The organism is Serratia sp. Je.1.23.a, assembly GCF_051129805.1.
In the GTDB taxonomy this organism is placed as follows: domain Bacteria; phylum Pseudomonadota; class Gammaproteobacteria; order Enterobacterales; family Enterobacteriaceae; genus Serratia; species Serratia liquefaciens.
Genome location: NZ_JBCPSR010000005.1, coordinates 239,510 through 265,233, shown reverse-complemented (window position 1 = coordinate 265,233; position 25,724 = coordinate 239,510). Strand labels below are relative to the sequence as shown.

31 protein-coding genes are annotated in these 25,724 nt (G+C 55.8%); 21 read left to right on the top strand and 10 right to left on the bottom strand.

The features are described 5' to 3' along the window. Position 1 precedes the first annotated feature (1 nt). A complete protein-coding gene (locus AAZT04_RS18630) occupies positions 2-475 on the top strand; it encodes a hypothetical protein (protein ID WP_434681275.1) in 474 nt (157 codons plus the stop codon). A 168-nt stretch (positions 476-643) separates the two neighbouring features. Here the strand turns inward: AAZT04_RS18630 and AAZT04_RS18625 are convergent, their stop codons facing one another. Further along, a complete protein-coding gene (locus AAZT04_RS18625; protein ID WP_260629268.1) occupies positions 644-1,588 on the bottom strand; it encodes a nucleoside hydrolase in 945 nt (314 codons plus the stop codon). Between the two features lie 208 nt (positions 1,589-1,796). On the opposite strand from AAZT04_RS18625, the gene AAZT04_RS18620 reads away from it, so the two are divergent. Further along, a complete protein-coding gene (locus tag AAZT04_RS18620) occupies positions 1,797-2,084 on the top strand; it encodes a zinc ribbon domain-containing protein (RefSeq protein ID WP_071844532.1) in 288 nt (95 codons plus the stop codon). After that, positions 2,081-2,458, top strand: a complete 378-nt coding sequence (locus AAZT04_RS18615) for a hypothetical protein (RefSeq protein WP_020831909.1) — start codon at positions 2,081-2,083, stop codon at positions 2,456-2,458. The genes AAZT04_RS18620 and AAZT04_RS18615 overlap by 4 nt, the downstream gene beginning before the upstream one ends. Here the strand turns inward: AAZT04_RS18615 and aaeR are convergent. Continuing rightward, positions 2,421-3,332: an HTH-type transcriptional activator AaeR gene (gene aaeR / locus AAZT04_RS18610; protein ID WP_041415021.1), complete on the bottom strand. Its 912-nt coding sequence runs from the start codon at positions 3,330-3,332 to the stop codon at positions 2,421-2,423. The two genes, AAZT04_RS18615 and aaeR, sit on opposite strands and share 38 nt — an antisense overlap. 439 nt (positions 3,333-3,771) lie before the next feature. On the opposite strand from aaeR, the gene aaeX reads away from it, so the two are divergent. The 5 genes from aaeX to AAZT04_RS18585 all read left to right on the top strand — a co-directional run bounded on the left by aaeX (position 3,772) and on the right by AAZT04_RS18585 (position 7,883). Next, on the top strand, positions 3,772-3,975 hold the full coding sequence (gene aaeX / locus AAZT04_RS18605) for a p-hydroxybenzoic acid efflux pump operon protein AaeX (RefSeq protein WP_004936952.1): 204 nt from the start codon (positions 3,772-3,774) through the stop codon (positions 3,973-3,975). Positions 3,976-3,982: 7 nt separating this feature from the next. Then, positions 3,983-4,918, top strand: a complete 936-nt coding sequence (gene aaeA / locus AAZT04_RS18600; RefSeq protein ID WP_020831905.1) for a p-hydroxybenzoic acid efflux pump subunit AaeA — start codon at positions 3,983-3,985, stop codon at positions 4,916-4,918. After that, complete coding sequence (gene aaeB / locus AAZT04_RS18595; protein ID WP_020831904.1) at positions 4,918-6,885, top strand: p-hydroxybenzoic acid efflux pump subunit AaeB; 1,968 nt, start codon at positions 4,918-4,920, stop codon at positions 6,883-6,885. Before aaeA ends, aaeB begins: the two co-directional genes overlap by 1 nt. A 243-nt stretch (positions 6,886-7,128) precedes the next feature. Continuing rightward, positions 7,129-7,578 (top strand): ribonuclease, encoded by a 450-nt coding sequence (locus AAZT04_RS18590; RefSeq protein WP_020831903.1) that lies wholly within the window; start codon positions 7,129-7,131, stop codon positions 7,576-7,578. A 5-nt stretch (positions 7,579-7,583) separates the two neighbouring features. Then, positions 7,584-7,883 (top strand): barstar family protein, encoded by a 300-nt coding sequence (locus tag AAZT04_RS18585; protein ID WP_020831902.1) that lies wholly within the window; start codon positions 7,584-7,586, stop codon positions 7,881-7,883. Between the two features lie 30 nt (positions 7,884-7,913). Here AAZT04_RS18585 and yjgA read toward each other — a convergent pair whose 3' ends face one another. After that, positions 7,914-8,462: a ribosome biogenesis factor YjgA gene (gene yjgA / locus AAZT04_RS18580; protein ID WP_020831901.1), complete on the bottom strand. Its 549-nt coding sequence runs from the start codon at positions 8,460-8,462 to the stop codon at positions 7,914-7,916. 177 nt (positions 8,463-8,639) lie between these two features. Between yjgA and pmbA the strand changes: the two genes are divergently transcribed. Together pmbA and cybC are read left to right on the top strand one after the other, a co-directional pair. Beyond that, the gene (gene pmbA / locus AAZT04_RS18575; protein WP_020831900.1) at positions 8,640-9,980 is read left to right on the top strand and encodes a metalloprotease PmbA; all 1,341 of its coding nucleotides are present in this window, start codon (positions 8,640-8,642) and stop codon (positions 9,978-9,980) included. Positions 9,981-10,172: 192 nt separating this feature from the next. Beyond that, on the top strand, positions 10,173-10,559 hold the full coding sequence (cybC, locus tag AAZT04_RS18570; protein WP_020831899.1) for a cytochrome b562: 387 nt from the start codon (positions 10,173-10,175) through the stop codon (positions 10,557-10,559). On the opposite strand, the gene AAZT04_RS18565 is transcribed toward cybC, so the two are convergent. Beyond that, positions 10,556-11,341: an AraC family transcriptional regulator gene (locus AAZT04_RS18565; protein ID WP_427692800.1), complete on the bottom strand. Its 786-nt coding sequence runs from the start codon at positions 11,339-11,341 to the stop codon at positions 10,556-10,558. The genes cybC and AAZT04_RS18565 overlap by 4 nt on opposite strands. Before the next feature lie 119 nt (positions 11,342-11,460). Here AAZT04_RS18565 and AAZT04_RS18560 point away from each other — a divergent pair, with 119 nt between their 5' ends. Further along, on the top strand, positions 11,461-12,249 hold the full coding sequence (locus AAZT04_RS18560; protein ID WP_404780412.1) for a sulfite exporter TauE/SafE family protein: 789 nt from the start codon (positions 11,461-11,463) through the stop codon (positions 12,247-12,249). Between the two features lie 39 nt (positions 12,250-12,288). On the opposite strand, the gene rnk is transcribed toward AAZT04_RS18560, so the two are convergent. Next, positions 12,289-12,699: a nucleoside diphosphate kinase regulator gene (gene rnk / locus AAZT04_RS18555; RefSeq protein WP_020831894.1), complete on the bottom strand. Its 411-nt coding sequence runs from the start codon at positions 12,697-12,699 to the stop codon at positions 12,289-12,291. Positions 12,700-13,124: 425 nt separating this feature from the next. Here rnk and AAZT04_RS18550 point away from each other — a divergent pair, with 425 nt between their 5' ends. The 10 genes from AAZT04_RS18550 (at position 13,125) to AAZT04_RS18505 (ending at position 22,019) form a co-directional block, all read left to right on the top strand. Beyond that, the gene (locus AAZT04_RS18550) at positions 13,125-13,472 is read left to right on the top strand and encodes a glycine dehydrogenase (protein ID WP_427692789.1); all 348 of its coding nucleotides are present in this window, start codon (positions 13,125-13,127) and stop codon (positions 13,470-13,472) included. Between the two features lie 35 nt (positions 13,473-13,507). Continuing rightward, the gene (locus AAZT04_RS18545) at positions 13,508-13,873 is read left to right on the top strand and encodes a glycine-rich SFCGS family protein (RefSeq protein ID WP_012147075.1); all 366 of its coding nucleotides are present in this window, start codon (positions 13,508-13,510) and stop codon (positions 13,871-13,873) included. Then, complete coding sequence (locus AAZT04_RS18540) at positions 13,873-14,169, top strand: DUF4312 family protein (protein ID WP_020831890.1); 297 nt, start codon at positions 13,873-13,875, stop codon at positions 14,167-14,169. Before AAZT04_RS18545 ends, AAZT04_RS18540 begins: the two co-directional genes overlap by 1 nt. Before the next feature lie 30 nt (positions 14,170-14,199). Next, positions 14,200-14,976, top strand: a complete 777-nt coding sequence (locus AAZT04_RS18535) for a DUF4311 domain-containing protein (protein WP_012147073.1) — start codon at positions 14,200-14,202, stop codon at positions 14,974-14,976. A gap of 11 nt (positions 14,977-14,987) precedes the next feature. Beyond that, positions 14,988-15,638 carry a DUF4310 family protein gene (locus tag AAZT04_RS18530; protein ID WP_017894152.1) on the top strand — a complete coding sequence of 217 codons (651 nt, stop codon included), beginning with the start codon at positions 14,988-14,990 and terminating at the stop codon, positions 15,636-15,638. Between the two features lie 65 nt (positions 15,639-15,703). After that, positions 15,704-16,843 (top strand): amidohydrolase/deacetylase family metallohydrolase, encoded by a 1,140-nt coding sequence (locus AAZT04_RS18525; RefSeq protein ID WP_434681266.1) that lies wholly within the window; start codon positions 15,704-15,706, stop codon positions 16,841-16,843. Then, the gene (locus tag AAZT04_RS18520; RefSeq protein WP_020831886.1) at positions 16,827-17,945 is read left to right on the top strand and encodes a DgaE family pyridoxal phosphate-dependent ammonia lyase; all 1,119 of its coding nucleotides are present in this window, start codon (positions 16,827-16,829) and stop codon (positions 17,943-17,945) included. Before AAZT04_RS18525 ends, AAZT04_RS18520 begins: the two co-directional genes overlap by 17 nt. Continuing rightward, the gene (gene dagF, locus AAZT04_RS18515; RefSeq protein ID WP_434681264.1) at positions 17,942-18,682 is read left to right on the top strand and encodes a 2-dehydro-3-deoxy-phosphogluconate aldolase; all 741 of its coding nucleotides are present in this window, start codon (positions 17,942-17,944) and stop codon (positions 18,680-18,682) included. Before AAZT04_RS18520 ends, dagF begins: the two co-directional genes overlap by 4 nt. Before the next feature lie 151 nt (positions 18,683-18,833). Continuing rightward, positions 18,834-20,051 (top strand): lactonase family protein, encoded by a 1,218-nt coding sequence (locus tag AAZT04_RS18510; RefSeq protein WP_256814144.1) that lies wholly within the window; start codon positions 18,834-18,836, stop codon positions 20,049-20,051. Positions 20,052-20,102: 51 nt separating this feature from the next. Next, positions 20,103-22,019 carry a BglG family transcription antiterminator gene (locus tag AAZT04_RS18505; RefSeq protein ID WP_401527376.1) on the top strand — a complete coding sequence of 639 codons (1,917 nt, stop codon included), beginning with the start codon at positions 20,103-20,105 and terminating at the stop codon, positions 22,017-22,019. Between the two features lie 50 nt (positions 22,020-22,069). Here AAZT04_RS18505 and npr read toward each other — a convergent pair whose 3' ends face one another. The 5 genes from npr to rpoN all read right to left on the bottom strand — a co-directional run bounded on the left by npr (position 22,070) and on the right by rpoN (position 25,689). Beyond that, the gene (npr, locus tag AAZT04_RS18500) at positions 22,070-22,342 is read right to left on the bottom strand and encodes a PTS phosphocarrier protein NPr (protein WP_020831874.1); all 273 of its coding nucleotides are present in this window, start codon (positions 22,340-22,342) and stop codon (positions 22,070-22,072) included. Continuing rightward, entirely contained in the window at positions 22,339-23,193 is an 855-nt protein-coding gene (gene rapZ, locus AAZT04_RS18495; protein WP_012147065.1) for an RNase adapter RapZ, read from the bottom strand. The genes npr and rapZ overlap by 4 nt, the downstream gene beginning before the upstream one ends. 131 nt (positions 23,194-23,324) lie before the next feature. Then, the gene (ptsN, locus tag AAZT04_RS18490; protein WP_115060613.1) at positions 23,325-23,786 is read right to left on the bottom strand and encodes a PTS IIA-like nitrogen regulatory protein PtsN; all 462 of its coding nucleotides are present in this window, start codon (positions 23,784-23,786) and stop codon (positions 23,325-23,327) included. Positions 23,787-23,944: 158 nt separating this feature from the next. Then, positions 23,945-24,232, bottom strand: a complete 288-nt coding sequence (gene hpf, locus AAZT04_RS18485; RefSeq protein ID WP_004948547.1) for a ribosome hibernation promoting factor — start codon at positions 24,230-24,232, stop codon at positions 23,945-23,947. 23 nt (positions 24,233-24,255) lie between these two features. Beyond that, a complete protein-coding gene (rpoN, locus tag AAZT04_RS18480; RefSeq protein WP_020831868.1) occupies positions 24,256-25,689 on the bottom strand; it encodes an RNA polymerase factor sigma-54 in 1,434 nt (477 codons plus the stop codon). Positions 25,690-25,724: the final 35 nt, after the last annotated feature.

The following is a 25,724-nucleotide window of genomic DNA, read 5'->3' as shown; positions in this document are numbered from 1 at the left end:
GATGTTAGTTAACTATTTAATGCTCCATCAACTTGAATCTATTTGTTGGGAAGATATAGAGAAACTCAATCTTCCTTATGAGTTGAATGATATTGTTGAACAAGGTTTTGTTGAGTTACATGGTTGTTTTTTATCTAAAAAACTACTTTCTTATTGTAACTCTGTTACCCCTGATGTTTTCGAGGATGAAATTGCCTTCGAATGTTTTGTAAATTCTATCCATATAGAGGATTATGTAAGTGAGAAGTATTTGCAATATTCAATTATTTTTTGTAATTCAATAATCAAGAAGTGGAGTGAAAATTATGTTGACTGTTTGAATGTTATTATATCGTTAGATGATGAAACGTTATTTCCAACAATAAAGTTCCATTTAAGAAGAAAGGGTGTCTCATGGTTGGATGAGGATAATCTTGACTCAAGTATTCAAGCTGTTTTAGTAACTGTGAATGAAATTAATAAGAATAAACTATAAATTATTAAATCTACTGATTAAGGTATCCCGGCCAACTTAAACTGGCCGGGGTTATTGCTTTTATGCCCTAAAAACATCAACTTCCCGCCGCCGCAACCGGATCATCCCCGGTGCGGCGGTGAGCTCCAGCTGTTCGGCATCGGTAATGCCCGGCTTGTTAACCGTTCATTAAATCTTCACGTCCCCAATCCTCTCTAGAGCATCCACCACCAAACCCCAGAATTTATCCTGATCCAGCGTTACTGCTACCTGCGTATGGCAGTCGGGCGGTGGTGCTGTGCGGAAATCGGCTACCGTCATGCCCAGTGTCAGGGTGCCGGTGAGTTCGATATCTACCGGGACTTTTCGCACCGTCATCACATCGGGGGCAATAACGTAGGCCACCGCACAGGGATCGTGCACCGGCGGTACACTGAACCCCTGCGCCTGCTGGTACATTTTGCCAAAGAACTCGAGCAATTCGCCGACAAACCTGGCTGGTCCGGTTTGGATGGCGGCAATGCGTGCACACACCTCTGGGGTGGCGAGCGCCTGATGGGTCAGATCCAGCCCGACCATGGTCAGCGGCCATTTCTCATTAAAAACGATGTGCGCGGCTTCCGGATCAATCTTGATATTGAATTCCGCTACCGCGCTCCAGTTCCCCACGTGGTAGCCACCCCCCATCAGCACCACTTCCTTCACCCGTTCGGCAATCCGTGGTTCTTTACGAACTGCCATGGCGATATTGGTCAGGCCGCCGGTGGGGACCAGCGTCACGCTGCCTGGCGGATGGGCCATGATGGTGTCGATAATCAAATCTACCGCGTGTCGCGTTTCCAGCGTCAGCGTTGGCTCAGGTAAAACCGGGCCGTCCAGGCCGGACTCGCCGTGAATATCGGGCGCAACCTCGATTTGCCGCACCAGCGGCCGTGTGCAGCCGGCGGCGAAGGGCACGCCGGTAATATTGGCGATACGTGCAACAGCCAGCGCGTTGCGGGTCACCTTATCCAGCGTTTGGTTGCCCACCACAGTGGTGACGGCCAGCAGCTCGATCTGCGGATTGCCCCAGGCCAGCAGCATGGCGATAGCATCGTCATGCCCCGGATCGCAGTCCAGTATGATTTTTTTCATTTTTATTCCTGATGCAGGGAGAGGTCTCCGCAGCATAGCGCACCGGCAGCAGGCCAGGTAATGACAGATGATGCTTTTTGCTAGCCACATCAAAGCGTTGCTGATCTTAGGATGTAATTAAACGTAAATCCCTCTCGCAGCGCTTTACCCTGGAGTTTACTCCAGGGTTTACATTGAGTCCTGGCGTACAGCAGAGAGGTGAAGTGCGATGAGCATGTTGAAAAAGCTTTTGGGACAAGGTGGCTTTGGTGGTGGCCACTCACGTTCGCGGCACGGGGGCGGACACCATGGTAACCGTTATAACCAGCATGGCGATCAGGGCCCGCAGTGCCTGCAATGTCAGGCGCCTAACCGGCCCGGTGCCCGTTACTGCCACCGCTGCGGCCAACCTTTCGAAACGGAGTCAGCGTCCTGCCGCGGGTGTTCGGCGCCGCTGCCGCCGGGGAGCCGTTTCTGCCAGCAATGTGGTACGGCGGTCAGCGGAGGGCAACCATGACCAAATCAGGATGGAGTCTGGTCGTCCTGTTGGCGGCCATGACGTTATGGACGCTGCTGGCCTGGGGAGCTTCTGGCGTGTTGGCCTGGCTACCGTCGTTGACGGGGCTGGCACAAAGGGGTTCTGCGGAGCTGGCGCCCCCGTTGGCGGGGTTGCTTAGCCTGGTGCCGCAGGCGCTGTTGGAAAGCTGGTTACCGTTGTTGCAGCAACTGGGGGATTGGCTGGCAAGTTATTTCCCGCAGTTGATCACCTGGGCTGGGTACCTTGTCTGGCTGGTTTGGGGGCTGGGCATGCTGGCCTTGCTGCTGCTTGGCGCGTTGGCACGCCGTATTTTGCTCAGCGATACTCCTGATAAACTTCCGCCACGCGCTTGAAGTAATCGCTCAGGTAGTTGATGCACACCTGCACCTTGAGCGGCAGCTTATCTTTCTCGGTGTACACCGCGTACACCGGGCGAGGATCCGCATGATAGCTTTTAAACAGGATCTCGATTTCACCACGTTTGATCTCTTCGATCACCCACATCAGCGGCGCATAGGCGATACCGGCCCCGGCTTTCAGCCAGCGGATCATGGTCTGTGAATCATTGGTGATAAAACGTCCCTGCGGCGCAATACGCGTGCTTATGCCTTCAGGGGCGATCAGTTCGAATTCGCTATCCGGCCGCACGCTGTATTCCAGCCAGGAAAAGTTGACCATGTCGCTGGGCTTCTGCGGCGTACCGTGCTGGCTGAGATAGCTTTTGGCGGCGCAGACCACCATCGGCATGGATCCCAGACGTTTGGAGAACAGGCTGGAGTCCTGAAGCGCACCGGTACGGATCACCACGTCCAGCCCGTCAGCAATCAGGTCCGGCGCCGGAATACCGGTCACCAGGTTCACCGTCAGGCCAGGATATTCCTTCAACATATCGGCAGTCATGGTCGCCAGCACGTTTTGCGCCATGGTGGACGAGCTGCCAATGCGCAGCGTGCCGGTCGGCGTATTGTTAAACGCGTACAGCTGTTCGTGCACCTCGCTCACTTCCAACAACATGCGACGACAACCCTGGTAATAGATTTTTCCGGCTTCCGTCAGGCCAATGCTGCGGGTGCTGCGGTTAAGCAGTTTAACCTGCAGCTCATTCTCCAGTTTGGAGACGGTCTGGCTGATAGACGAAACGCTCATATCGAGTTGGCGCGCCGCCGCAGTAAATGACCCGCATTCAACCACTTTGGCGAATACCGACATCCGTTTTAATCGTTCCATTATTCACTCTGGCTTAAAAGTGATTTAGATCACAGATTGTTGATGAGTTGATAGTAAGCACGCTAATATAACGGGGTCGGGTGGAAAGACCTTATCAACGCGCGAGTGCGATCGGCGCCGACGCCGTGGCCGATCCCTCCGGTATCCTCGCATTCCCTATCGCGGATGTACGTTCCAGAGTTTACCTTTTTTTCAGGTTCGTGGCCTGGACAACCTGTCTGGGGCGGAATTTGTGGTGCGTGTCGGCTAAAATGTAAAGAGAATGTGAATGAAATATACCCTATAGCTTTCAAGTTGCAGCTAGGCGACCAGCTCGCTTACCCCAGGCGCTTACTTTAGTAGTAACTGGGGTGAGCGAGTGCAGATAACAGCGCTGCAACTTGAAAGATGACGGGTATAAAGGGTTACGCCCGGTGCAGTGAGTAATAAGGAAAAATTGATGAGTTTGCTTCCGGTTATGGTCATTTTCGGACTGTCGTTCCCCCCGGTATTTTTTGAATTGCTGGTCTCGCTGGCGCTGTTTTTCTTGCTGCGCCGCCTGCTGCAGCCTACCGGGATCTACGATTTTGTCTGGCATCCAGCGCTGTTCAATACCGCGCTGTACTGCTGTTTGTTCTATCTGATTTCATGTCTTTTCGTTTGAGGTCGCTGTGAAAAATTTTTCAATAAAAATAACCCGAATCGCGATCACTCTGATTCTGGTCCTGCTGGGGATCGTCGCCGTATTCAAAGCCTGGGTGTTTTACACCGAGTCCCCCTGGACGCGTGATGCCAAGTTTACTGCCGACGTGGTGGCAATAGCGCCGGACGTTACCGGGCTGCTGACCGACGTGCCGCTGGTAGATAACCAGTTGGTCAAGAAAGGGCAGGTGCTGTTGGTGATCGACCAGCCGCGCTACCAGCAGGCTCTGGCGGAAGCTAACGCCGACGTGGCCTACTACCAGACCTTGGCAGCGGAAAAAAGAAGGGAGGCGGGCCGTCGTGTTCGCTTGGGCGTGCAGGCGATGTCGCAGGAAGAAATAGACCAGGCGAATAACGTTCTGCAAACCGTAGAACATCAGTTGGCGAAGGCTGTAGCGACGCGTGAACTGGCGAAGCTGGACCTGGAACGTACCACAGTGCGCGCACCGGCCGATGGCTGGATCACAAACCTGAACGTGCATGCCGGTGAGTACATTACCCGCGGTTCAGTCGCTGTGGCGCTGGTGAAGAAAAACAGTTTCTATATTTTGGCCTATCTGGAAGAAACCAAGCTGCATGGTCTGAACAAAGGCGATCGTGCGGAAATTACCCCGTTGGGCAGTAACCGTATCATGCATGGCACCGTCGACAGCGTGGCCGCCGCCGTCAATAACAGCAGCAGCACCGTGAACAGCAAAGGGCTGGCGTCGATCGACAGCAACCTGGAGTGGGTGCGCCTGGCACAGCGCGTGCCGGTGAAAATTCTGCTGGATGACAAAGACCAATTGCATCCGTACCCGGCAGGTACCACGGCTACCGTGGTGATCACCGGCAAGAACGATCGCGCTACCGACAGCGGCTCGCCTTTTGTGCGTTTGATGCATCGGCTGCGTGAGTTCGGTTAATGAATAACCCAACCTTTATCAGGCTGAGATTTGCCTTCAAGCTCAGCTTTGCCATTGTGTTTGCCCTGTTTGTCGGCTTCCACCTCAATCTGGAAACGCCACGCTGGTCGGCGATGACCGCCGCCATCGTGGCCGCCGGCCCGGCCTTTGCCGCCGGTGGCGAACCCTTCTCCGGCGCTATCCGCCACCGCGGCTGGCTGCGTATCATCGGTACCTTTATCGGGTGTTTCGTCGGCCTGGCGATTATCGTCACTACGGCGCGTGCGCCCGTTGTGATGCTGTTGTTGTGCTGTATCTGGGCCGGTTTTTGTACCTGGTTGTCCTCGCTGATTAAAGTCGAGAATTCTTACGCCTGGGGGTTGGCCGGTTATACCGCGCTGATCATTATCGTGACGGTCGCCACCAGCGAATCCCACCTGCTGGAAGCGCCGCAGTTCGCCATTGAGCGCTGCAGCGAGATCGTGCTGGGGATCGTCAGCGCAGTGCTGGCGGATCTGTTGTTCTCGCCGCGATCGATCAAGCAGGATATCGATCGCGCGGTGGATCAACTGTTGGTGGATCAGTACCGCTTGATGCAGATGTGCATCAGCGATGCCGAGAAAGAAGACATTGACCGCGCCTGGAGCAACCTGGTGAAAAGCACCACTGCGCTGAACGGCATGCGCAGCAATCTGATGATGGAGTCTTCACGCTGGCAAAAGGTGAACCGCCGTGTTCAGGCGTTGCATACGCTGTCGCTGACGCTGATTACCCAGGCCTGCGAGACGTATTTAATCCTGCTGAATCATCCGGATGCGGTGAAAGAGAATATTCGCGAACTGCTGATGGTGCCGGCGGATACCCCGCAGGAAATTCACAAGCGCATGAAGCTGTTGCGCCAGGTGCTGACCACCAACCGCACCGACGAAACCTTGCTGACCATCAGCAGTTGGGTCGGGGCGGCCACGCGTTATCTGTTATTGGCTAAAGGCGTGCACACCAACAGCAGCATCAGTGCGGTGGAAGAAAGTGTGCTGAGCAGTGAGGTGGTGATCAAACCGACGTCGGCGGAAGGCCATCACGCGATGATCAACGGTCTGCGTACCTTTGTGGCGACGACCTTCGGCAGCCTGTTGTGGCTGTGGACCGGTTGGACCTCCGGCAGCGGTTTTATGGTGATCATTGCGGTGATCACCTCGCTGGCGATGCGTACCCCCGCGCCGCGTATGGTCGCAATGGATTTTGTGCTGGGCATGCTGGCGGCAATCCCGGTCGGTTCGCTGTTCTTTATGGTGATCCTGCCGGCGACTCAGCAAAGTATTTTGCTGCTGTGCCTCAGCCTCGGGCTGCTGGCGTTTTTCATCGGTATCGAAGTGCAGAAAAGGCGGCTGGGTTCGCTTGGCCTGCTGGCGGGGACCATCAACATTTTGGTGTTGAGTAACCCGATGGAGTTCAACGTCACTCAGTTTCTCGACGGTGCGCTTGGCCAGTTCCTCGGTAGCTGCGTGGGGTTGATGGTGCTGTTGCTGATCCGCGATAATTCACGTGAGCGCACCGGCCGCACGCTACTGAACCAGTTTGTCAGCAGCGCAGTATCGGCACTGACCACCAAGGCGTCGCGCCGTCGGCAAAACCATCTGCCGGCGCTGTATCAGCAGCTTAACCAACTGCTGATGATGTTCCCGAACGACATTGCCAAATACCGGCTGGCGTTGAACCTGATCATTGCTCATCAGCGCATGCAGCGGGCGGAGATCCCGGTTAGCGAAGAACTTTCGGCGTTCCACAAGCAGATTCGCAACACTGCCGATCATGTGGTTTCGGCCAAGAACGACGTGAAGCGCGCTTACTATTACGATCGGCTGCTGGACGAAATGAATGACTATCAGCAAAAGCTGGTGGATTATCACGCACCGCTCAGCGTTACCGATCCGGTAAAACGCCTGGCCGGCATGCTGCATCGCTACCGCCACGCGTTGATCGACTGATACGCCAAACGCCCCTGCCGGGGCTATACTTGCCTGATAGAGGCCTGTTTCAGAGTTGCACTGAGTGCCAGACGCGCTGCACAATGGCATGATTAGCTTGAATGGGTGTTGCAGGTTGTGGGGCGTGGTTTCCCTGAAGTGAAAACGTTACATACCAGTCATCTCTGCTTCATCCTCTTCATCTATAAATCCAACTAGCATGGGTGCCGGTGCACCCTTGTCGGCCATAATTCAGGGACAGCAATGAATAAGCGGATCCTCGTGGCGGTAGTTATCGCCATTGTGATAGCCGGTTTTAGCGCACTGCGTGGTAACGATCGGGCGATTACCAACGTACCGGCGGTGGCCGAAGGCCAGAGTATTGACCAACTGACGCAGCAGAAAAGGGTGGTGAGCTACCTGCAGCAGCATCAGCGGCTGCCGGACTATTACATCACCAAAAAACAGGCGCGCGAGCAGGGATGGGATGCACGTAACGGCAACCTGTGTTCGGTGCTGCCGGGCAAGGCAATTGGTGGCGACCGTTTCTCAAACCGTGAAGGACAACTGCCTGCGGCCCGCAGCCGGGTATGGCGCGAGGCGGATATCAATTACCAATGCGGCCGGCGTGGTGCCGATCGCCTGCTGTATTCCAGTGATGGCCTGATTTTTGTCACGCGTGACCATTATAAAAACTTCATTCGGGTGGAGTGAGCTTGATGGCAAAAGTAGAGTTCGATTTTAATCAGATTAGCGATCTGCCGGCGTTTTACCGCGATTTTGCGCATAAGTTTGCACTGGATGAGGCTTTTGGTGCCAATCTTGACGCGCTGTGGGACGTGGTGACGGCGGATATCGGCCTGCCGGTCGAGATTGAGTTTACCCATCTCAATGCCCGCAGCAAACGTCGCTTTGGTGCGATTATCCTGTTGTTTGAAGAGGCGGAAGAAGAACTGGAAGGCAGCCTGCGTTTCAATATCCGTGAAAGCAGCGGTGAACCTGCACATCACCGGGGATGAATCGGGTTCATCCCGTGGTGACGGCGGCGATTATTCGGCGGTTTCGGCCAGATCGCGCAGGTATTGGAAAATTTGACGGTAAGCTTTCGGCGGCTTGTTAGCGGCTTTCTCTTTCTGTGCGTTACGCACCAGTGAGCGCAGCTGCTGGCGGTCGGCTTCCGGATACAGCGCCAGAATCGACGGGATCGCGTCATCACCTTCTTCTACCAGACGGTCACGCAGCGCTTCCAGCTTGTGGAACAGCGAAACCTGTTGGTTATGGCGGTTCTTCAGTTTGTCGAGCGCGGTTTGGATCGGCTCTACATCGCGGGCGCGCAGCATTTTGCCAATCAGCTGCAGCTGACGGCGGCGGCCTTCTTTCTTGATCTTCTGCGCCAGCTCAACTGCGGCGCGCAAATCTTCGTCCAGCGGGATGCGTTCCAGCGCGTTTTTACCCAGTTCGACCAGTTCGGTCCCCAGGTCTTTCAGGGCTTCGGCATCACGTTTAATTTCACTTTTACTGACCCAGATAATCTCGTCATCGTCCTCGTCCGTGTTCTCCGGGACATCGTCGAGCCAGTCTTCAGGCTGTTTGTTCATGGTAGGCTCCGTTAAAAAGAGGCTAATCCTAACAGGTTGCCGGCTTTATGCGAAATTCCACGCGGTTCCTGTTAGACTCAAAAGTATAAATCACATGATTTTTGCGCGTGACTCCGCGCGCAACCACGCCGCCACGGCACTTTTCTCAACGATTTTCTGATTAAGTATGGCAGATTGATGAAAGTAGTCACTCAAGTTGCAGAACAGCGCAAGGCGCTGGAACAGGCCGTTTCACAGGCTTTGGAACTGGCGCGCGCCGGTTCTGATGCGGCAGAAGTTGCCGTGACCAAATCTACCGGTATCAGCGTCAGCACTCGCTTTGGCGAAGTGGAGAACGTTGAGTTCAACAGCGATGGCGCGTTGGGCATTACCGTCTATCACCAGCAACGCAAAGGCAGCGCTTCTTCCACCGATCTCAGCCCGGATGCCATTGCCCGCACCGTGCAGGCGGCGCTGGATATTGCCCGTTACACCTCGGTAGATCCGAACGCCGGCCCGGCGGAAAAGGACCTGTTGGCGTTTGATGCACCGGACTTGGATCTGTTCCACCCGGCAGAACTGGACGCCGAACGCGGTATCGAATTGGCTGCTCGCGCAGAGCAGGCTTCGCTGGCGGCTGACAAGCGCATCACCAATACCGAAGGCGGCAGTTTTAACAGCCACTACGGCATCAAGGTGTTCGGCAACAGTCATGGCATGCTGCAAAGCTACTGTTCCAGCCGGCACTCGCTGTCGAGCTGCGTGATTGCCGAGCAGGATGGCGATATGGAGCGCGACTACGCCTATACCATCGGCCGTGCGATGGGCGATCTGGAAAGCCCTGAATGGGTGGGTCAGGAATGTGCCCGCCGCACGCTGTCGCGTCTGGCACCGCGCAAGCTGTCTACCATGACCGCCCCGGTGCTGTTCGCTTCCGAAGTGGCGACCGGCCTGTTCGGGCATTTGGTTGGCGCCATCAGCGGCAGCAGCGTTTACCGTAAATCCACCTTCCTGTTGGATTCTTTGGGCAAGCAGATCCTGCCGGACTGGCTGACCATTGAAGAACACCCGCACCTGCTGAAAGGCCTGGCTTCCACGCCGTTCGACAGCGAAGGTGTACGCACCCAACGGCGCGACATCGTTAAAGATGGCGTACTGCAAACCTGGCTGCTGACCAGCTATGCAGCCCGCAAGCTCGGTATGCACAGCACCGGACACGCAGGCGGTATTCACAACTGGCGCATTGCCGGGCAGGGTAATGACTTTGCCGGCATGCTGAAGCAACTGGGCACGGGCCTGGTGGTGACCGAACTGATGGGCCAGGGCGTTAGCGGTATCACCGGTGACTACTCGCGTGGCGCCGCCGGTTTCTGGGTGGAAAACGGCGAGATCCAGTATCCGGTCAGCGAGATCACCATCGCCGGCAACCTCAAGGATATGCTGCGCAATATTGTCAGCGTGGGCAGCGACATCGAAACCCGCAGCAATATTCAGTGCGGCTCCGTTTTACTGCCGGACATGAAAATCGCCGGTCAATAATGTTCGCCACGGCTGGCCGCTCCCGTTGCCAGCCGTTTCCCCTTCCTCTGTTTTAACCTTGCTTACAAATCTCCGGTTTCGGTTTTCTGCTCCCTTGCCTATGTTTAGGCTGTGCTGCGTCATGGCGTGGTCAATGGCGGCGCACGGCCCTAAAAGGGGACCACTAAAACAATAACTGGAAGGTGAGCAAGCATGTCGAACAAACTGAAAGCGCTGATGGCGCTGGCGCTGCTGGGCGCCAGTTCACTGGCGGTCGCGGCCGATCTGGCCGACGATATGGATACCATCGCAGGCAATTACAAAACGGTGCTGAGCACTGACTCCACGGATACCTTGAAGCAAAGTTTGCAGAACATGCGCGCCGCCGCAGTGGATGCAAAGCAAAGCACGCCGCCCAAGCTGGAGGACAAAGCGCCCGATAGCCCGGAGATAAAAGATTTCCACCACGGGCTGGACACGCTGATCGGTCAGATCGACCAATCGCTGGCGCTGGCCAATCAAGGCAAGCTGGCCGAAGCCAAGCAGGTCGCGCAGGGCTTCAAACAAACCCGCGACGCTAACCACAAGAAGTTCCGCTAACCTCTTTCGCGCCGTTCTGAAGCCAGATAGCAGGACGGCGCTTGCCCCAGCACGCGGCGAAACATGGTGGCAAACGCCGCGCTGCTTTCATACCCTAGTTCCAGAGCCACCTGCGTCACGCTGCTGCCTTCGGCCAATTGGGCCAGCGCCAACACCACGCAGGCACGCTGACGCCATTGTGAGAAGGACATTCCTGTCTGAGCGCGAAACAGGCGGCTGAAACTGCGGATGCTCATATACAGCCGCGAAGCCCATGCCTGAGGTGAATCGTGCGCATCAGGGTGTTGCAGGAATTGCTGGCAGAGTTCACTCAGCCGCCGGTCCGCCGGCAGAGGGATATGCAGTGGCAGAGGCGGTAGATTGGCCAGCTCATGCAGCAGCAGGCTAACCAGCGCGCCATCCCGGCCTTGCTCATCGTAATTCAGCGGCATATCGACGGCGGCCATCAACAGTTGGCGCATCAGCGGCGTTACGCTGACCACCTGGCAATCCTGTGGTGGGTCAACCAACAACGCGGCAGGTTCAATGTACAGGCTGCGGGTCGTGACGCCGACCATTCTTACTTCATGCGCCATCTGTGGGGGCAGCCACACCGCATGCTGAGGCGGCACAATCCAGTTCCCCTGACGGGTGAACACGTGCATTACCCCGGTGGCGCCGTAAAGCAATTGAGCGCGCCGATGCTGGTGCATAGGCAGCAGGTAACCCCTTGGGTAGTCGGTGCCAATAGCAATCACGGGCCTTTGCACCGAGTCGAGATCGTCAATATGTCGATTGCGCATAAAGCCTTCGCTGAACAGTTGGCCGAAACGCAATGATAGTTGGCCTTTGATATGAAGCAAGCCAAAAGCCGGTGTTTTATGCTGCCGCTCGACATCTTTACTCAGGAGTGCCTGCGGCTATGGCGGATATTATTTTCGTGCTGTTGACCGGCTTTGTTACCGGTATGACGACCATCGTGTTCGGTTTTGGCGGTGGTTTTGTGGTGGTGCCACTGGTTTACCATCTGGTGAGCGCCTCGGGGGAACAGCCTGGTCAGGCGATGCATATCGCAGTGGCCACCTCGACGGCGGTGATGATTTTCACGGCAGGTTACGCCACTTTTGCTCAATGGCGCAGCGGCAACCTGCTGCGTGAAACTCTGGTTCCGCTCATTTTTTATATCGGGATGGGAGCGGTGCTGGGGGCTTTTGCTTCCAGCCTGTTGGCGGACGGCACGGTGCGCTTGTTGTTTGTGATTTACATCCTGGTGACGATTGCGGATTGTCTGTTCAGGCCGGGGTTTTTGGTTAAGCCGGTACGCGCTGCACTTTCACCATCGACTCTGTTGATCGGCGGCCCGCTGATTGGTGTCATCGCGACCCTGCTCGGCGTAGGGGGGAGCGTGATGACGGTGCCTCTGTTGCGTCGCCATGGGTTCGAGATGCGGCATTGTGTCAGTTCGGCCAATGCGTTGTCGATCCCTGTCGCCGTCGTGGGGGCATTGATGTACGTCGGTTTGGGCTGGAGGGAAATGACAGGGCCGCACTATCTGGGTTACGTCAATCTGGCCCTGCTCGGGCAGTTGGTGACGAGCGGTGTCGTGGGGACGGTGGTTGCCAGGAAGTGGCTGCCGAAGGTCAATGATCGGCTGCATGCCAGAATTTACGTGCTGTTGCTGATCCTGGTTTTGATCGCCATCGGTGTGTAAGAGACAGAAAGGGCGGCTGGTCACCGCCCTGAAAACCGCTTAGCGGTGGTATTCACCCGCCGCTTCCGGCTGGTACAACAGTTCCAGCACTTCGATACGCGCTTCTTCACCGTTCGGCAACTGCCAGGTAATCTGGTTGCCGATGTGCATGCCCAGCAGCGCTGCGCCCAGCGGCGCCATCACCGACAGCTGTTCGTGGCTATCCTTCAGCGAAGCCGGGTAAACCAGCGTACGCACGTGTTCTTCTGCCGTGTGCAGATCGCGGAAACGTACGCGGCTGTTCATGGTCACTACGTTGGCCGGGATCTGGGACGGCGGCAGAATTTCGGCGCGATCCAGCTCGATGTTCAGCGCAGCCGCGACATCGGTGTTGGCAAAGGCCGGTTGTTCCAATAGCGCATCCAGGCGTTCCGCATCCAGCTCATTAATAGTAATGGTTGGCTTGGTCATTCCACTCTCCAGTCAAATCAAAAGGCGTCGGGTAACGCGCCCATAAATTCGGAAAAACAGCACAAAAGCAAAACCCCCGCGCCAGAGGTACGGGGGTGTTGTTGATGTCGAATTGTCTTACCGATAGTAGGCGGTTAAGCCGGGAAAAGAAAGAGATCCCGATCACGAAGCTTTTCACCTCCCTTGGCTCAACTGGAAACCTTTTGTGGCGATATCTTTTTGTAATCTAATTGAATTATCTGGCAGATGCTTATTTTGCGAAATGGATCCCTGACGGTCATTGAATTTCCACTTTCAACTGGAAAAAAACAGAGTACACAGAATATCTCTCCGGGGTTAGGGTAAAGGCATCAGAGAAGGCGGCTTATTCAGGTGATGTGCTGTGCGACTTACGGAATCATGTTTGGATCTAGGGGTGCTGAAAAGTGAATGATGGATCTGCTGCGAGAGAAAATAGTGTACAACCTGATGTCAGCACGGCCGGGGCGATAACCTCACGGGTGCTGGCTGATATTACCGCCATGCTAAACGCCGAAGATATTTATACCAATGCGGTGCAGCAACAGATGCTGGAGTCGCATATTCGCGCCATGGTGTTGCGCTCAATAACCGGCGAGCCATTACCGGAAGTCGATAAATCACTGTTTGACGAGATTTCGGCGGAATCCATGCAAATGGCGGAGCGGGTAGTCGACCAATTCACCACTCTTCCGATTGAAGAGGCTTATTTGCTTTCCGTCCATTTTGAAGTGGCAAAAGATAATAACCAATAGCAGTTACCGAATTAAATTAATCAGGAGAAAATACCATGGGTCAGATTACCGTAGTGATTGGCGATCGTTTGGGTAAAGGTCAGAAAGTGGGTCAGGGCATTGAAAATGCAGGCGGAAAAGCCATCGTTATCCCGGGTGTGGCGGCCGACATGAAGCTGGGTGACGTGATGAAAGCGGAAGGCGCGCAGCTGGGCATTTCTTTCTGCGGCAGCGGCGGCGCTGGTGCCATTACCGCCCAGACTAAATACGGATACAAAGCCAAATACGGCATGCGTTCCATTGATGAGGGCGTGACGGCAATAAACGAAGGCTGCACCGTATTGGGTTTTGGCTTTATGGATAAAGAAGAACTGGGTCAAAGACTGGTTGAAGCCTACGTCAAAAAACACGGCAACCCGTAATGAAAGAACAATATACAACGTCGGTAAAGGTGGAGGGTAAGGGCGATAGCAAAGCGAAAGCTTTTGCTTCCGCCTTGGCCAATGTGCAGGGCGCGGTATTAAAATCTACCGGTAATATTCTGCTGCGTATTGAACCGCAGGATGTCAGCGTATTAAAAGCAGAAGAGAAAATAACAAAAGAAAAGTTTCTGTTTTTCTTTCTGCCGCGCGAAAGAAAAAGCTACTTCGTGGCTCTGGAAATAACCGTGAACGTGACAATGATCAATACAGAAAAAGTTGTCTTCGTCGCGAAATAAAAACGTTAGCATAAATCAAAGGGTATACTGATGTTTTTAATCATCTTATTTAAGTCGCTTATTATCGGCGGACTGGTGGGGGTTGGCGTAGGGGCCGGCGCCGCACGTATGTTCCATGCTCCGACGACACAGGGCATGGGAGCTTTCCGCACCTTGGGCGAGTTGAACTCCTGCGAGGGTGACCCGGCTTCCCACTTCTCATTCGGTCTGGGCTTCTTCTTCAACGCCTGGGCGTCTTCCGTGGCAGCAGGGGCCTTCACGCAGGACGTTGACCACCGCATTATTCCACACTGGGGCGCGGCTGCGTTGATGGTCAAAAACCGCAACCTGGCGCAAACGCTGCACGATCCGAAAAAAATGGCTATCGCCTGCGGCATCATCGGCATGCTGGTTGTGGCATTCCTGAATACCACCGCTTCCGCCGTGCCTGCCGCATTGCAGGTGACGGCGATCAAGGTGCTGGTGCCGGCAGCAAACCTGCTGGTGAATACCGTGATGCCGGTGATCTTCTGGCTGGCGGCGATCGACGCCGGACGCCGTTCCGGCTTCTGGGGCACCATCTTCGGCGGCCTGGCGCAGCTGATTATGGGCAACGCCGTACCGGGGCTGGTGCTGGGCATCCTGATCGGTAAAGGCGTGGAAGAGAGCGGCTGGAACAAAATCACCAAGATCATGATGGCGGTGATCGTGCTGCTGTTCGTGCTGAGCGGGTTCTTCCGCGGCTTCGACATGAAAGTCCTCGAGTCCTTCAGCCTTGGCGTGCCGGGTTGGTTGGACGCCATTCACAACACCCTGAGCGGTAAATAAGGAGCTGGATAATGGAAGAACAAACCCAAAAAGGCTTCTGGTATGCCGACTGGTCATTCCCGATTTTTGTCGGTCTGCTTTCCTCAGGCGTGTTCGCCGGAACACATATGTACTACCTGTACGGCATCGGCGCGTTTAACGAAGTGGCCTTTGTTTCCATGCTGCGTGCGGGAATGGACACTGGCGTTTACGGTGCCGTGGCGGCCTTCGGGGCCAGCTTCCTGTTTGCGCGCATCATTGAAGGTTCGCTGGTGGGGATCCTGGACATCGGCGGTGCGATCCAGACCGGCGTGGGGCTGGGGGTTCCGGCGCTGCTGCTGGGGGCGGGGATCATTTTCCCGGTCGCTAACTTTGCCGCCTCGCTGGTGACCGGCCTGGTGATTGGCCTGGCGATTGGCTACCTGATCATTTTGGCGCGTAAATTTACCATCAATCAGAGCAACTCCACCTACGGGGCAGACGTGATGATGGGCGCCGGTAACTCCTCGGGGCGTTTCCTGGGGCCGTTGATCATCTTGTCGGCGATGACCGCTTCCATTCCGATCGGTATCGGCTCGCTGCTTGGCGCCTTGCTGTTCTATATCTGGAATAAGCCGATCACCGGTGGGGCGATCCTCGGTGCGATGCTGTTAGGGGCCATTTTCCCGGTAGCTATCGCCTAATCACGAACGTGATTGCTGGGGCGGTACCGGGTGCCGTCCCCAGGCTGTAAAAGGAGTAATGCGGTATGTATGACTTAGTAATCACAGGCGCCAGACTGGCGGATGATCGGCTGGTGGATCTGGCGGTCAAAGACGGCAAGATTGCCGAAGTGGGTCAATTGGCCGACGACGTCGACGCCCATCGAAGACTGGATCTGGCGGGTAACTGCCGCCTGAGCGCCGGCTGGATCGACTCCCACGTGCACTGCTACCCCTCTTCGCCGATTTACCATGACCAACCGGACTTGGTCGGGACGGCCTGTGGCGTCACCACGGTGGTGGATGCCGGCAGCACCGGCACCGACGACGTGGATGCGTTTTATACGCTGACGCGCAGCAGCAAAACCAACGTTTTCGCCTTCCTGAACATTTCGCGCATCGGCCTGCTGCGTCAGAACGAACTGGCTGATTTGGCAGACATCGACAAACAGAAAGTCAGCCGGGCGATCGACAAACACGCCGGTTTTGTCATCGGCATCAAGGCGCGCATGAGCAGCAGCGTCGTTGGCCAGAACGGCATCCGGCCGCTGGTGCTGGCCAAAGAGATCCAGCAAGAAAATAACCTGTTGCCGTTGATGGTTCATATCGGCAATAACCCGCCGGATCTGGATGAAATAGCCGATCTGCTAACCCGTGGCGACATTATCACTCACTGCTACAACGGCAAACCGAATCGCATTCTGACGCCGGCGGGCACGCTGCGTGAGTCTATCCAGCGTGCGCTAAAGCGCGGCGTCCTGCTGGATGTTGGCCACGGCACCGCCAGCTTCAGCTTCGAGGTGGCGCGTCAGGCGATAGCGCTCGGCATTTTGCCGCATACCATCAGTTCCGATATCTACTGCCGCAACCGGATGGCCGGGCCGGTACACAGCTTGGCGACGGTGATGTCCAAATTCTTCAGCGTTGGGCTATCGCTGCCGCAGGTGATTGCCTGCGTTACGGAAAATGCCGCCTCGGCGCTGCACCTGTCCCATAAGGGGCGACTAGAACCGGGCTGCGATGCCGATTTCACACTGTTCGAGCTCCGCCAGGGGCCACAGGTGTTCGCCGATTCAGAAGGGCAGTCGGCCGAGGGGCAACAATTGCTGGTTCCGCTGGCCGCCGTGGTGGCCGGGGAAATCCTATTAACCGATGAAGGGAAAGCCGCTCATGTCTTCGATTTATGAAAAATATAATTTAAAACAGGTGATCAACACTTCAGGTCGCATGACTGCACTCGGTGTGTCTACGCCGCGCCAGGACGTCATTGATGCCGTGGATTACGGCATGAACCACTACTTCGAAATCAAGGATCTGGTCGACAAAACCGGCGCTTACATCGCCAATTTGCTGAATGTCGAAAGCGCGGTGGTGGTTTCCTGCGCCTCGGCGGGCATTGCCCAGTCAGTGGCGGCGCTGATCGTCAAAGACAACGCCAACCTGTTGGTGAACCTGCACTCCGCACCTATTACCGTTCCGCGCGAAATCGTGTTGCCGCGCGGTCATAACGTCAACTTTGGTGCGCCGGTCGATACCATGGTGGCGCTGGGTGGCGGCAAGGTGGTTGAAGCCGGTTACGCCAACGAGTGTTCCGCCGAGCAGCTCGAGGCCTGCATTACGCCGCAAACGGCGGCGATCCTCTATATCAAGTCACACCACTGCGTGCAGAAAAGCATTCTTTCCGTTGAGCAGGCGGTGGTGGTGGCGCGCAAACATAACCTGCCGCTGATCGTCGATGCCGCGGCGGAAGAAGATCTGCTGTGCTACTACCAGATGGGAGCCGACCTGGTGGTTTACAGCGGCGCCAAGGCCATCGAAGGCCCGACCAGCGGTCTGGTGATTGGCAAGAAACAGTACGTCGAATGGGTGAAGCTGCAAACCGGCGGTATCGGCCGGGCGATGAAGGTCGGCAAAGAGGGCATCCTCGGCTTGACGCAGGCGATCGAAAGCTACCTGCGGCTGGAGAAAACCACCGGGCAGCAGATGGTGGAAAGAATGACGCCGTTTATCGACAGTCTGAATACCCTGACCGGTATCAGCGCCAAAACCGTCTGGGACAGCGCCGGGCGTGATATCGCACGGGCAGAAATCACGTTCGACGAAGCGGTGCTGGGATGGTCGACCTACGACATTGTGCAGGCGCTGAAAACCGGCGAGATCGCTATCTACTTCCGTGGCTATAAAGCTAACGAAGGCAAGATTGAAGTGGACGTGCGCAGCGTTGATCAGCAACAGCTGATGACCGTTTTCACCTGTATTAAAAATCTGTTCACGGAGAAACAAGCATGAAGCTGCAACCTAACTACTATCGCGATCGCGTGTGCCTCAACGTGTTGGCCGGTTCGAAAGACAACGCGCAGGAGATTTATGCGGCGGCAGAAGGGCATGTGCTGGTAGGGGTGCTTTCCAAGAACTACCCGGACGTCGACAGTGCAGTTGCGGACATGCAGCGTTATGCGCGTCTGATAGAAAATGCGCTGTCGGTAGGCTTGGGCGCAGGCGATCCTAAACAATCGGCAATGGTCAGCCTGATTTCCCAGCGGGTACAGCCGCAGCACGTCAATCAGGTGTTTACCGGCGTGGGCGCTAGCCGTGCGCTGCTGGGGCAGAATGACAGCGTGGTGAACGGTCTGGTGTCGCCAACCGGCCGCGTTGGCTGGGTAAAAATTTCGACGGGGCCGCTGAGCGCTGCCGCGCCGGACGGCATTGTGCCGGTGGAAACCGCCATCGCCTTGTTGAAAGACATGGGCGGTAGCTCAATCAAATATTTCCCGATGGGCGGCCTGGCATGCAGAGAGGAGTACGAGTATGTCGCCAAAGCCTGTGCCGATCATGACTTTATGTTGGAACCGACCGGCGGTATCGATCTGGAAAACTTCGAGCCGATCGTCGAGATCGCATTGGCTGCCGGCGTGAAGCGCGTGATCCCGCACATCTATAGCTCAATCATCGACTCCAGCACCGGTAACACCCGCCCACAGGACGTGAAAACCCTGCTGGTGACCACCAAAAAGCTGGTGGGTTAAAGCACATTATCGGATGACGTAAGGCAGGGAGGCGCAGGCTCTGTATCCCCAGGCGCGGGCACACCGCGCCGCTATCTTTCCCCTCTGGCTTTCAAGTTGCAGCTAACTACGCTGTGGCTTGAAAGACGACGGGTATACCATCAGGATAACTATGCGAAACTGGCAAACATCTTCCACCCTGCGAACTGCAGTCACTCTGGCGCTGCTGGCGATGGCTAGCCCGGCGCTTCATGCTGAGGATGCAATGAAATCTACGTCATCTCATTTTGCTTATATCGGTACTTACAACCCTAACGGCGAAGGCGTTTACCGGGTGCAGGTCGATCCGGTCAGCGGCGCACTGAGCGCCAGAACCCTGGCCAGCAGCCAGCCGAACCCAGCACAGCTTACCGTGGATGCCAAAGGCCAGACGCTGTATGTCGCCAGCGAAGTGGCGGACTTTAACGGGACTCAACATGGCGGCATTATTGCTTACCGTATCAATCCGACGGACGGCAGCCTGACCCAGCTCAATCAGGTTGATGCGCAGGGGGCGGGGCCGGTTTATCTCTTCCTGACGCCAAACGGTCGTCATCTGTTGGTGGCAAACTACGTCAGCGGCACCGTAGCGGCTTTCCCGGTTGAAAGCGACGGCAAGCTGGGCACGGCCAGTTCGGTGCAGCAACAGCAAGGACCGGCAGGGGCCGGCAAGCCGGAGGCGGCGGTGGAGGGCAGCTTTGCCATCAGCGATCACAACGGCCCGCATGCACATATGATCGCCAGCGATCCGAGCGGCAAGTTTGTATTCTCCACCGATCTGGGGCTGGATCGTATTTATCAATGGCGCTTTGACGATGCCAGCGGCCAGTTAACGCCGAACGATCCGCCGTGGATCGCGGCATCCTCCGCCGGCGCCGGGCCGCGTCATTTCGTGTTCCATCCGGACGGGAAAACCTTGCTGCTGGTGAACGAAGAGGCTTCCACGCTGACCAGCTACCGTTTTGATAACCAAAAAGGTACTCTGAAACAGTTGCACGTGGTCTCTTCGCTGCCAGCCGATTATAAGGGCACCAACTTCGCCGCCGGCCTGGTGCTGAGCGAGGATGGCAAAAATCTGTACGTGGCCAATCGGCTGCATAACAGCATCGCGCAGTTCAGCGTTGGCAGTGGCGGCGAGCTGCATTCGGTGGCGGAAACCTGGACGCGCGGGGATTATCCGCGCTCGTTAACGCTGAGTCCGGACGGGCGCTATCTGTATGCGATGAATCAACGCAGCGATAACGTCACCCGTTTCAGCGTGGATAAGGCCAGTGGCAAACTCAGCTTTGTTGAAGGCTATACGCCGGTCGGTAGTCCCTCGCAAATGGTGTTCTTGCCGCTAGCCAAATAACTTGTTGCCCGCCGGATCCTCCTGGCGGGCACTCTAATTGACGGAAAGAGAATGGTGCGATTTCCCTACCCGCGTTTGGCCTATCTGTTCGATGCTTTGCAGTCTGAAACCTTGCCGCAGGACGAGTTGGCGAAGCGTTTTGCCGTGTCCACCCGAACCGTGCGGGCTGATATCACCGCGCTGAACGATATTTTGGAAAAATATGGTGCGCACTTTGTGCATAGCCGCGGTGCGGGCTATCGCCTGCAGGTGGATGACGCCAGGTTGTTCAGCGCCCTGCAGCATCAGGAGCGTAAAAAAAACGCCACACCACGCAGCGCACAGGAGCGGGTACACTATCTGCTGGTTCGTTTTTTGACCTCAGCCTTTTCTCTGAAGCTGGAAGATTTAGCCGACGAATGGTTTGTCAGCCGCGGCACGCTGCAAAACGACATGGCTGAGGTGAGGGAGCGCCTGGCGCACTATCAGTTGACCATCGAGACCAAGCCGCGCTACGGCATGAAGCTGTTCGGCTCGGAGATGGCGATCCGCGCCTGCCTGACCGACTTGTTATTCCAACTGCATTTGGCCGATGCCGAAAACCCATTGCTTAACAATGAAATCCTGCAGCAACCGCAGGTGGCGACCTTTGCCGGGCTGCTGCATCCGCTGTTGTCTCAATATGCTATTCGTCTGACCGACGAAGGTGAACAGTACCTGATTTTCTACTGTGCGGTGGCATTACGGCGCATTACCGACGGCTATCCGTTGCCGGATTTTGACGTTGAGGACGGTGATGACGCGGTGCGTAAGGCTTCTACCTGGCTAGCCGGGGAGTTACGCAAAGCCAGTGGCAAAGAGGTCTCGATGGCGGAGGAGGCTTATCTACGGGTCAACATCGCCGCGCGTCGTGTGCAGGAGGTGCAGCCGACCGAGATCAACGCCGACGATGAAGAAGCGCTGGTGGATTACATCCTGTCGTATATCAATTCGCACTATAACTACAACCTGCAGGGGGACAAACAGCTGCGGGCCGATCTGCTCACCCACATCAAAACCATGATCACCCGGGTGAAATACCAGATTAATATCCCCAACCCGCTGTTGGCGAACATCAAGCAGCACTACCCGATGGCCTACGACGTGACGCTGGCGGCCGTATCGAGCTGGGGAAAATACACGCCTTACACCCTGAGTGAAAACGAGATCGGCTATTTGGTACTGCACATTGGCGTTGGCCTGGAGCGGCATTACAACATCGGTTATGAGCGCCATCCGCAGGTGATGTTGGTCTGCGATACCGGCAACTCGACGGTCCGGATGATCCAGGCGCAAATCGCACGCAAATACCCGCAGTTGGTGATGACGCGCATCGTTTCGCTACGCGATTACGAGGTGCTCAATTATATCGACGAAGACTTTGTCATTTCCAACGCGCGGGTCAGTGAAAAGAACAAACCGGTGGTGGTGATGTCACCGTTCCCGACCGAATACCAGCTAGAACAGTTGGGTAAGCTGGTGCTGGTGGATCGCACCAAGCCCTATATGCTGGAGAAGTTTTTCGACGCCGACCATTTTATGGTGGTGAACGAGCCGCTGACTCAGGCGCAATTGTTCCAGAAAGTGTGCAGCCAACTTGAGCGCGAAGGCTACGTGGGTGATGACTTTTATCTGTCGGTCGTAGAGCGCGAGGCGATAGTTTCCACGCTGCTGGGCGAGGGGATCGCACTGCCGCACTCGCTGGGCCTGTTGGCGAAAAAAACCGTGGTGGTGACGTTGCTGGCGCCGCAGGGTGTGGTCTGGGGAGAGGGCGAAATCGCCCACGTGATCTTCCTGTTGGCGATCAGCAAAAGCGATTACGAAGAAGCGATGGCTATTTATGAGCTGTTTGTCACCTTTGTACGCGAGCGGTCAATGAGCCGCCTGTTGGGCAGCAACAACTTCGATAGCTTCAAGGCGGTGGCGCTGGACTGTTTGAGCCGGATCTAGGACTGGAGGGGTTAGGTCTAATGAAAAGGGCGCAATAGCGCCCCAGTATTTTAGTCTTCGTCAAAACCGGAATTAATCAGTTCAATCACCGCGGCCAGCGCTTTCACCTCATCCGGGCCGGTGGCTTCCACCTCGATATGGCGCCCCTGCGCAGAGTCCAGCATCAGCAGCGCAATCACGCTGCTGGCCTCGGCCTCGGTGCCGCTGTCGTTACGCAGCATCACTTCGGCGTCAAAACTCTGCACCAGCTCGAACAGCTTCATCGCCGGGCGGGCGTGCATACCCAGTTTATTTTTGATTTCAACCGTTTGCTTGACCGTCATTGTTTGCGTTTTTCCAGCGTGCGGTGGCGTGACTGCACGTTCTTGCCGCGAGAGCGGAAGTAATCGGCCAACTGTTCCGCTACGTAGACTGAACGGTGTTTACCGCCGGTACAACCAATGGCCACCGTCAGATAGCTGCGGTTGTTGGTTTCCAGCATCGGCAACCACTGTTCCAGATAGCTGCGGGTCTGGTAGATAAAGTTGTGCACCTCAGTGTGGCGATCGAGGAATGAGGCGACGGGTTTATCCAGGCCGGTCATCGGGCGAAGTTTAGGATCCCAGTGTGGGTTCGGCAGGAAACGTACGTCGAACACGTAATCGGCGTCGATCGGGATACCGTGCTTAAAGCCGAAGGATTCAAACACCATGGTCAGCTCGCGCTCGCGTTTGCCCAGTAAACGGGTACGCAGCATTTCGGCCAGTTCATGCACCGACATTTCCGAGGTGTCGATGATCAGATCGGCTCGTGAACGCAGTGGTTCCAGCAGATCGCTTTCTTCATCGATGGCGCTTTCCAGCGACAGATTCTTGCTGGACAGCGGGTGTAAGCGACGAGTATCACTGTAACGACGAATCAGTGTGTTACGGTCGGCATCAAGGAACAGCAACTGCGGCGAAAAGCTGTCCGGCAGTTGGGTCATCGCATATTCAAACACTTCCGGCGATTCCGGCATGTTACGCACGTCGATGCTTACCGCCGCGGAGCTGTTGCGTTCCGCCAGCGTATTGGCAAGCTGCGGCAGCAGTACCACGGGCAGGTTATCAACGCAGTAAAAACCCATGTCTTCCAGCGCCCGTAAGGCGACGGATTTCCCTGAACCGGAACGGCCGCTGACAATCATCAGCACCATGTGGCAACTCCCCCTGGCATCTCAGTGGCGTTTATCGCCACCGTTAGAAACTTTATTATTCCGGCCTGAACCGGAATCCATCATGGCTAAACAGTATCGTTATCCGGGCTGGAAGTCACGCCAGCCGGGCGTTACTCGGTGATGATTTGGTAAAGCTCTTCGTCACTTTGCGCCGCGCGCAGGCGGCGGCATACTGTTTTGTCGGCCAGACGCTTGGCGACCAGAGACAGGGTATGCAGATGGGTTTTACATTGGTCGGCCGGCACCAGCAGGGCGAACAGCAGATCGACCGGCTGGTTATCAATGGCGTCGAAGGCGATAGGTTGGTCGAGACGAATAAACACGCCAACGGCCCGCAGTGTGTCCTCTTCCAGTTTGCCATGGGGGATGGCGATACCGTTGCCGATACCGGTGCTGCCCATGCGCTCGCGGGTGAGAACCGCGTCAAATACCACCTGAGGTGGCAGATTGAGCTGTTTGGCGGCCAGTTCGCTGATAATTTCCAAAGCCCGTTTCTTGCTGGTGCAATGTACGGAGCTTCTGGTGCACTCGATATTTAATACCGAGCTTAACTGCATTGTTTCGTTGTTCATCTCATCTTCACTTAAAACCACACCAGCAAGCAGGCTTGTGAGGTGATTTTTCGCCTTGTTTAACCCTGATGGCTTATCGGCGCGTACCCAAACAGGTAACGCGCCGATGGCCGAGGCTACGTTTGAGCCGTACCCGCTGACGGAAACGGCCCAGAATGTCAGTGTTGTTTCAGTTTGTCTTTATGTTTGTTCAATTGACGCGCCAGTTTGTCGATCAGGGTATCAATTGCCGCATACATGTTCTCGTCTTCCGAGGTGGCGTGCAACTCGCCTCCATTCACGTGCACCGTCGCTTCCGCGATCTGCTGCACTTTTTCCACACTAAGCACGACATACACCTGATTTATGCGGTCAAAATACTGTTCGAGTTTGGCGAACTTGGTGTTCACGAACTCACGCAAGGGTTCGGTGATTTCGATGTGGTGTCCGGTAATGTTGAGCTGCATAGTGTCTTCCTTCTCAATAGAGGTCAAACCAACTGTTTACGTTGGTTGGACGGCGGGATGGACAAAGACTCTCGGTACTTGGCGACGGTACGCCGCGCCACGATGATCCCCTGATCGGAGAGCAGGGTAGCCAGCTTGCTGTCGCTGAGCGGTTTGGCGGGATTTTCCGCCGCAATCAATTTCTTCACCACCGCCCGGATCGCCGTAGAGGAAGCTTCGCCCCCGCTGTCGGTATTCACGTGGCTTGAGAAGAAATATTTCAATTCGAAAATGCCGCGCGGACTGTGCAAAAACTTTTGCGTGGTCACGCGTGAGATTGTCGATTCATGCATCTCCACGGCCTGAGCGATATCCGCCAGCACCATGGGCTTCATAAATTCCGCGCCTTGCTCAAAGAACGCCTGCTGCTGCTCGACGATGCAGCGCGAAACTTTCAGCAGGGTGTCGTTGCGGCTTTCCAGGCTCTTGATCAGCCATTTCGCTTCCTGCAAATTGCTGCGGATGTACTGACCGTCGCTGTCGTTACGGGCGCTATTGCCCAGCGCAGCATACTGCTGATTGATCTTCAGCCTTGGGATGCTGTCGCTGTTGAGCTCGACCGTCCACACATCCTGCACTTTGCGGACCAGCACGTCCGGGATCACGTACTCAGATTCGCCGGTGTTGATCGACTGGCCTGGACGCGGATCGAGTGACTGGATCAGCAACATCGCTTCTTTCAGTGTATCTTCTTTTGAGCGCGTTGTTCGCATCAGGCTGCGAAAGTCGTGGTTAGCCAGCAAGTCCAGATGTTCGCTGATGATCAGGCGCGCTTCCGCCAGGTAAGGCGTGTCTTGGGCGTATTGGGATAGCTGAACCAGTAGACAATCGCGCAGGTCGCGCGCCGCGACGCCAACCGGATCAAACCGCTGTACGCGTTTCAATACCGCCTCGACTTCGTCCATTGTCACATTCTCGTCACCCATGCTCTCCAGAATGTCTTCCAGCGGCACGGTGAGATAGCCGGTGTCATCGACGGCGTCGACGATCGAGGTGGCAATGGCAGCATCGGTATCGGAAAACGGCGTCAGATCCACCTGCCACATCAGGTAATCCTGCAGGGTTTGGGTGGTTTCACCCTGATACACCGGCAGTTCGTCGTCACTGTAATCGGTGCGAGTTCCTGACGGAGTTCCGGCGGTATAGATCTCGTCCCAGGTGGCGTCCAGCGGCAGCTCTTCGGGCATGTCCTTTTGTTCCAGCGCCTCCCGGGTATCCAAACCTTCGGTTTCGGTCGTCTCTTTCGCGTCGATTTCTTCGTGCAAATCGGTTTGTTCAAGCAGTGGATTGCTCTCTAACGCCAGCTGTATCTCCTGCTGGAGCTCAAGCGTGGACAACTGCAGCAGGCGTATGGCCTGCTGGAGCTGGGGGGTCATGGCCAGTTGTTGGCTAAACCTGAGTTGCAAACCTTGCTTCATATTCTTCAGTCTACTTCCGTTAACAGTCGCCCATC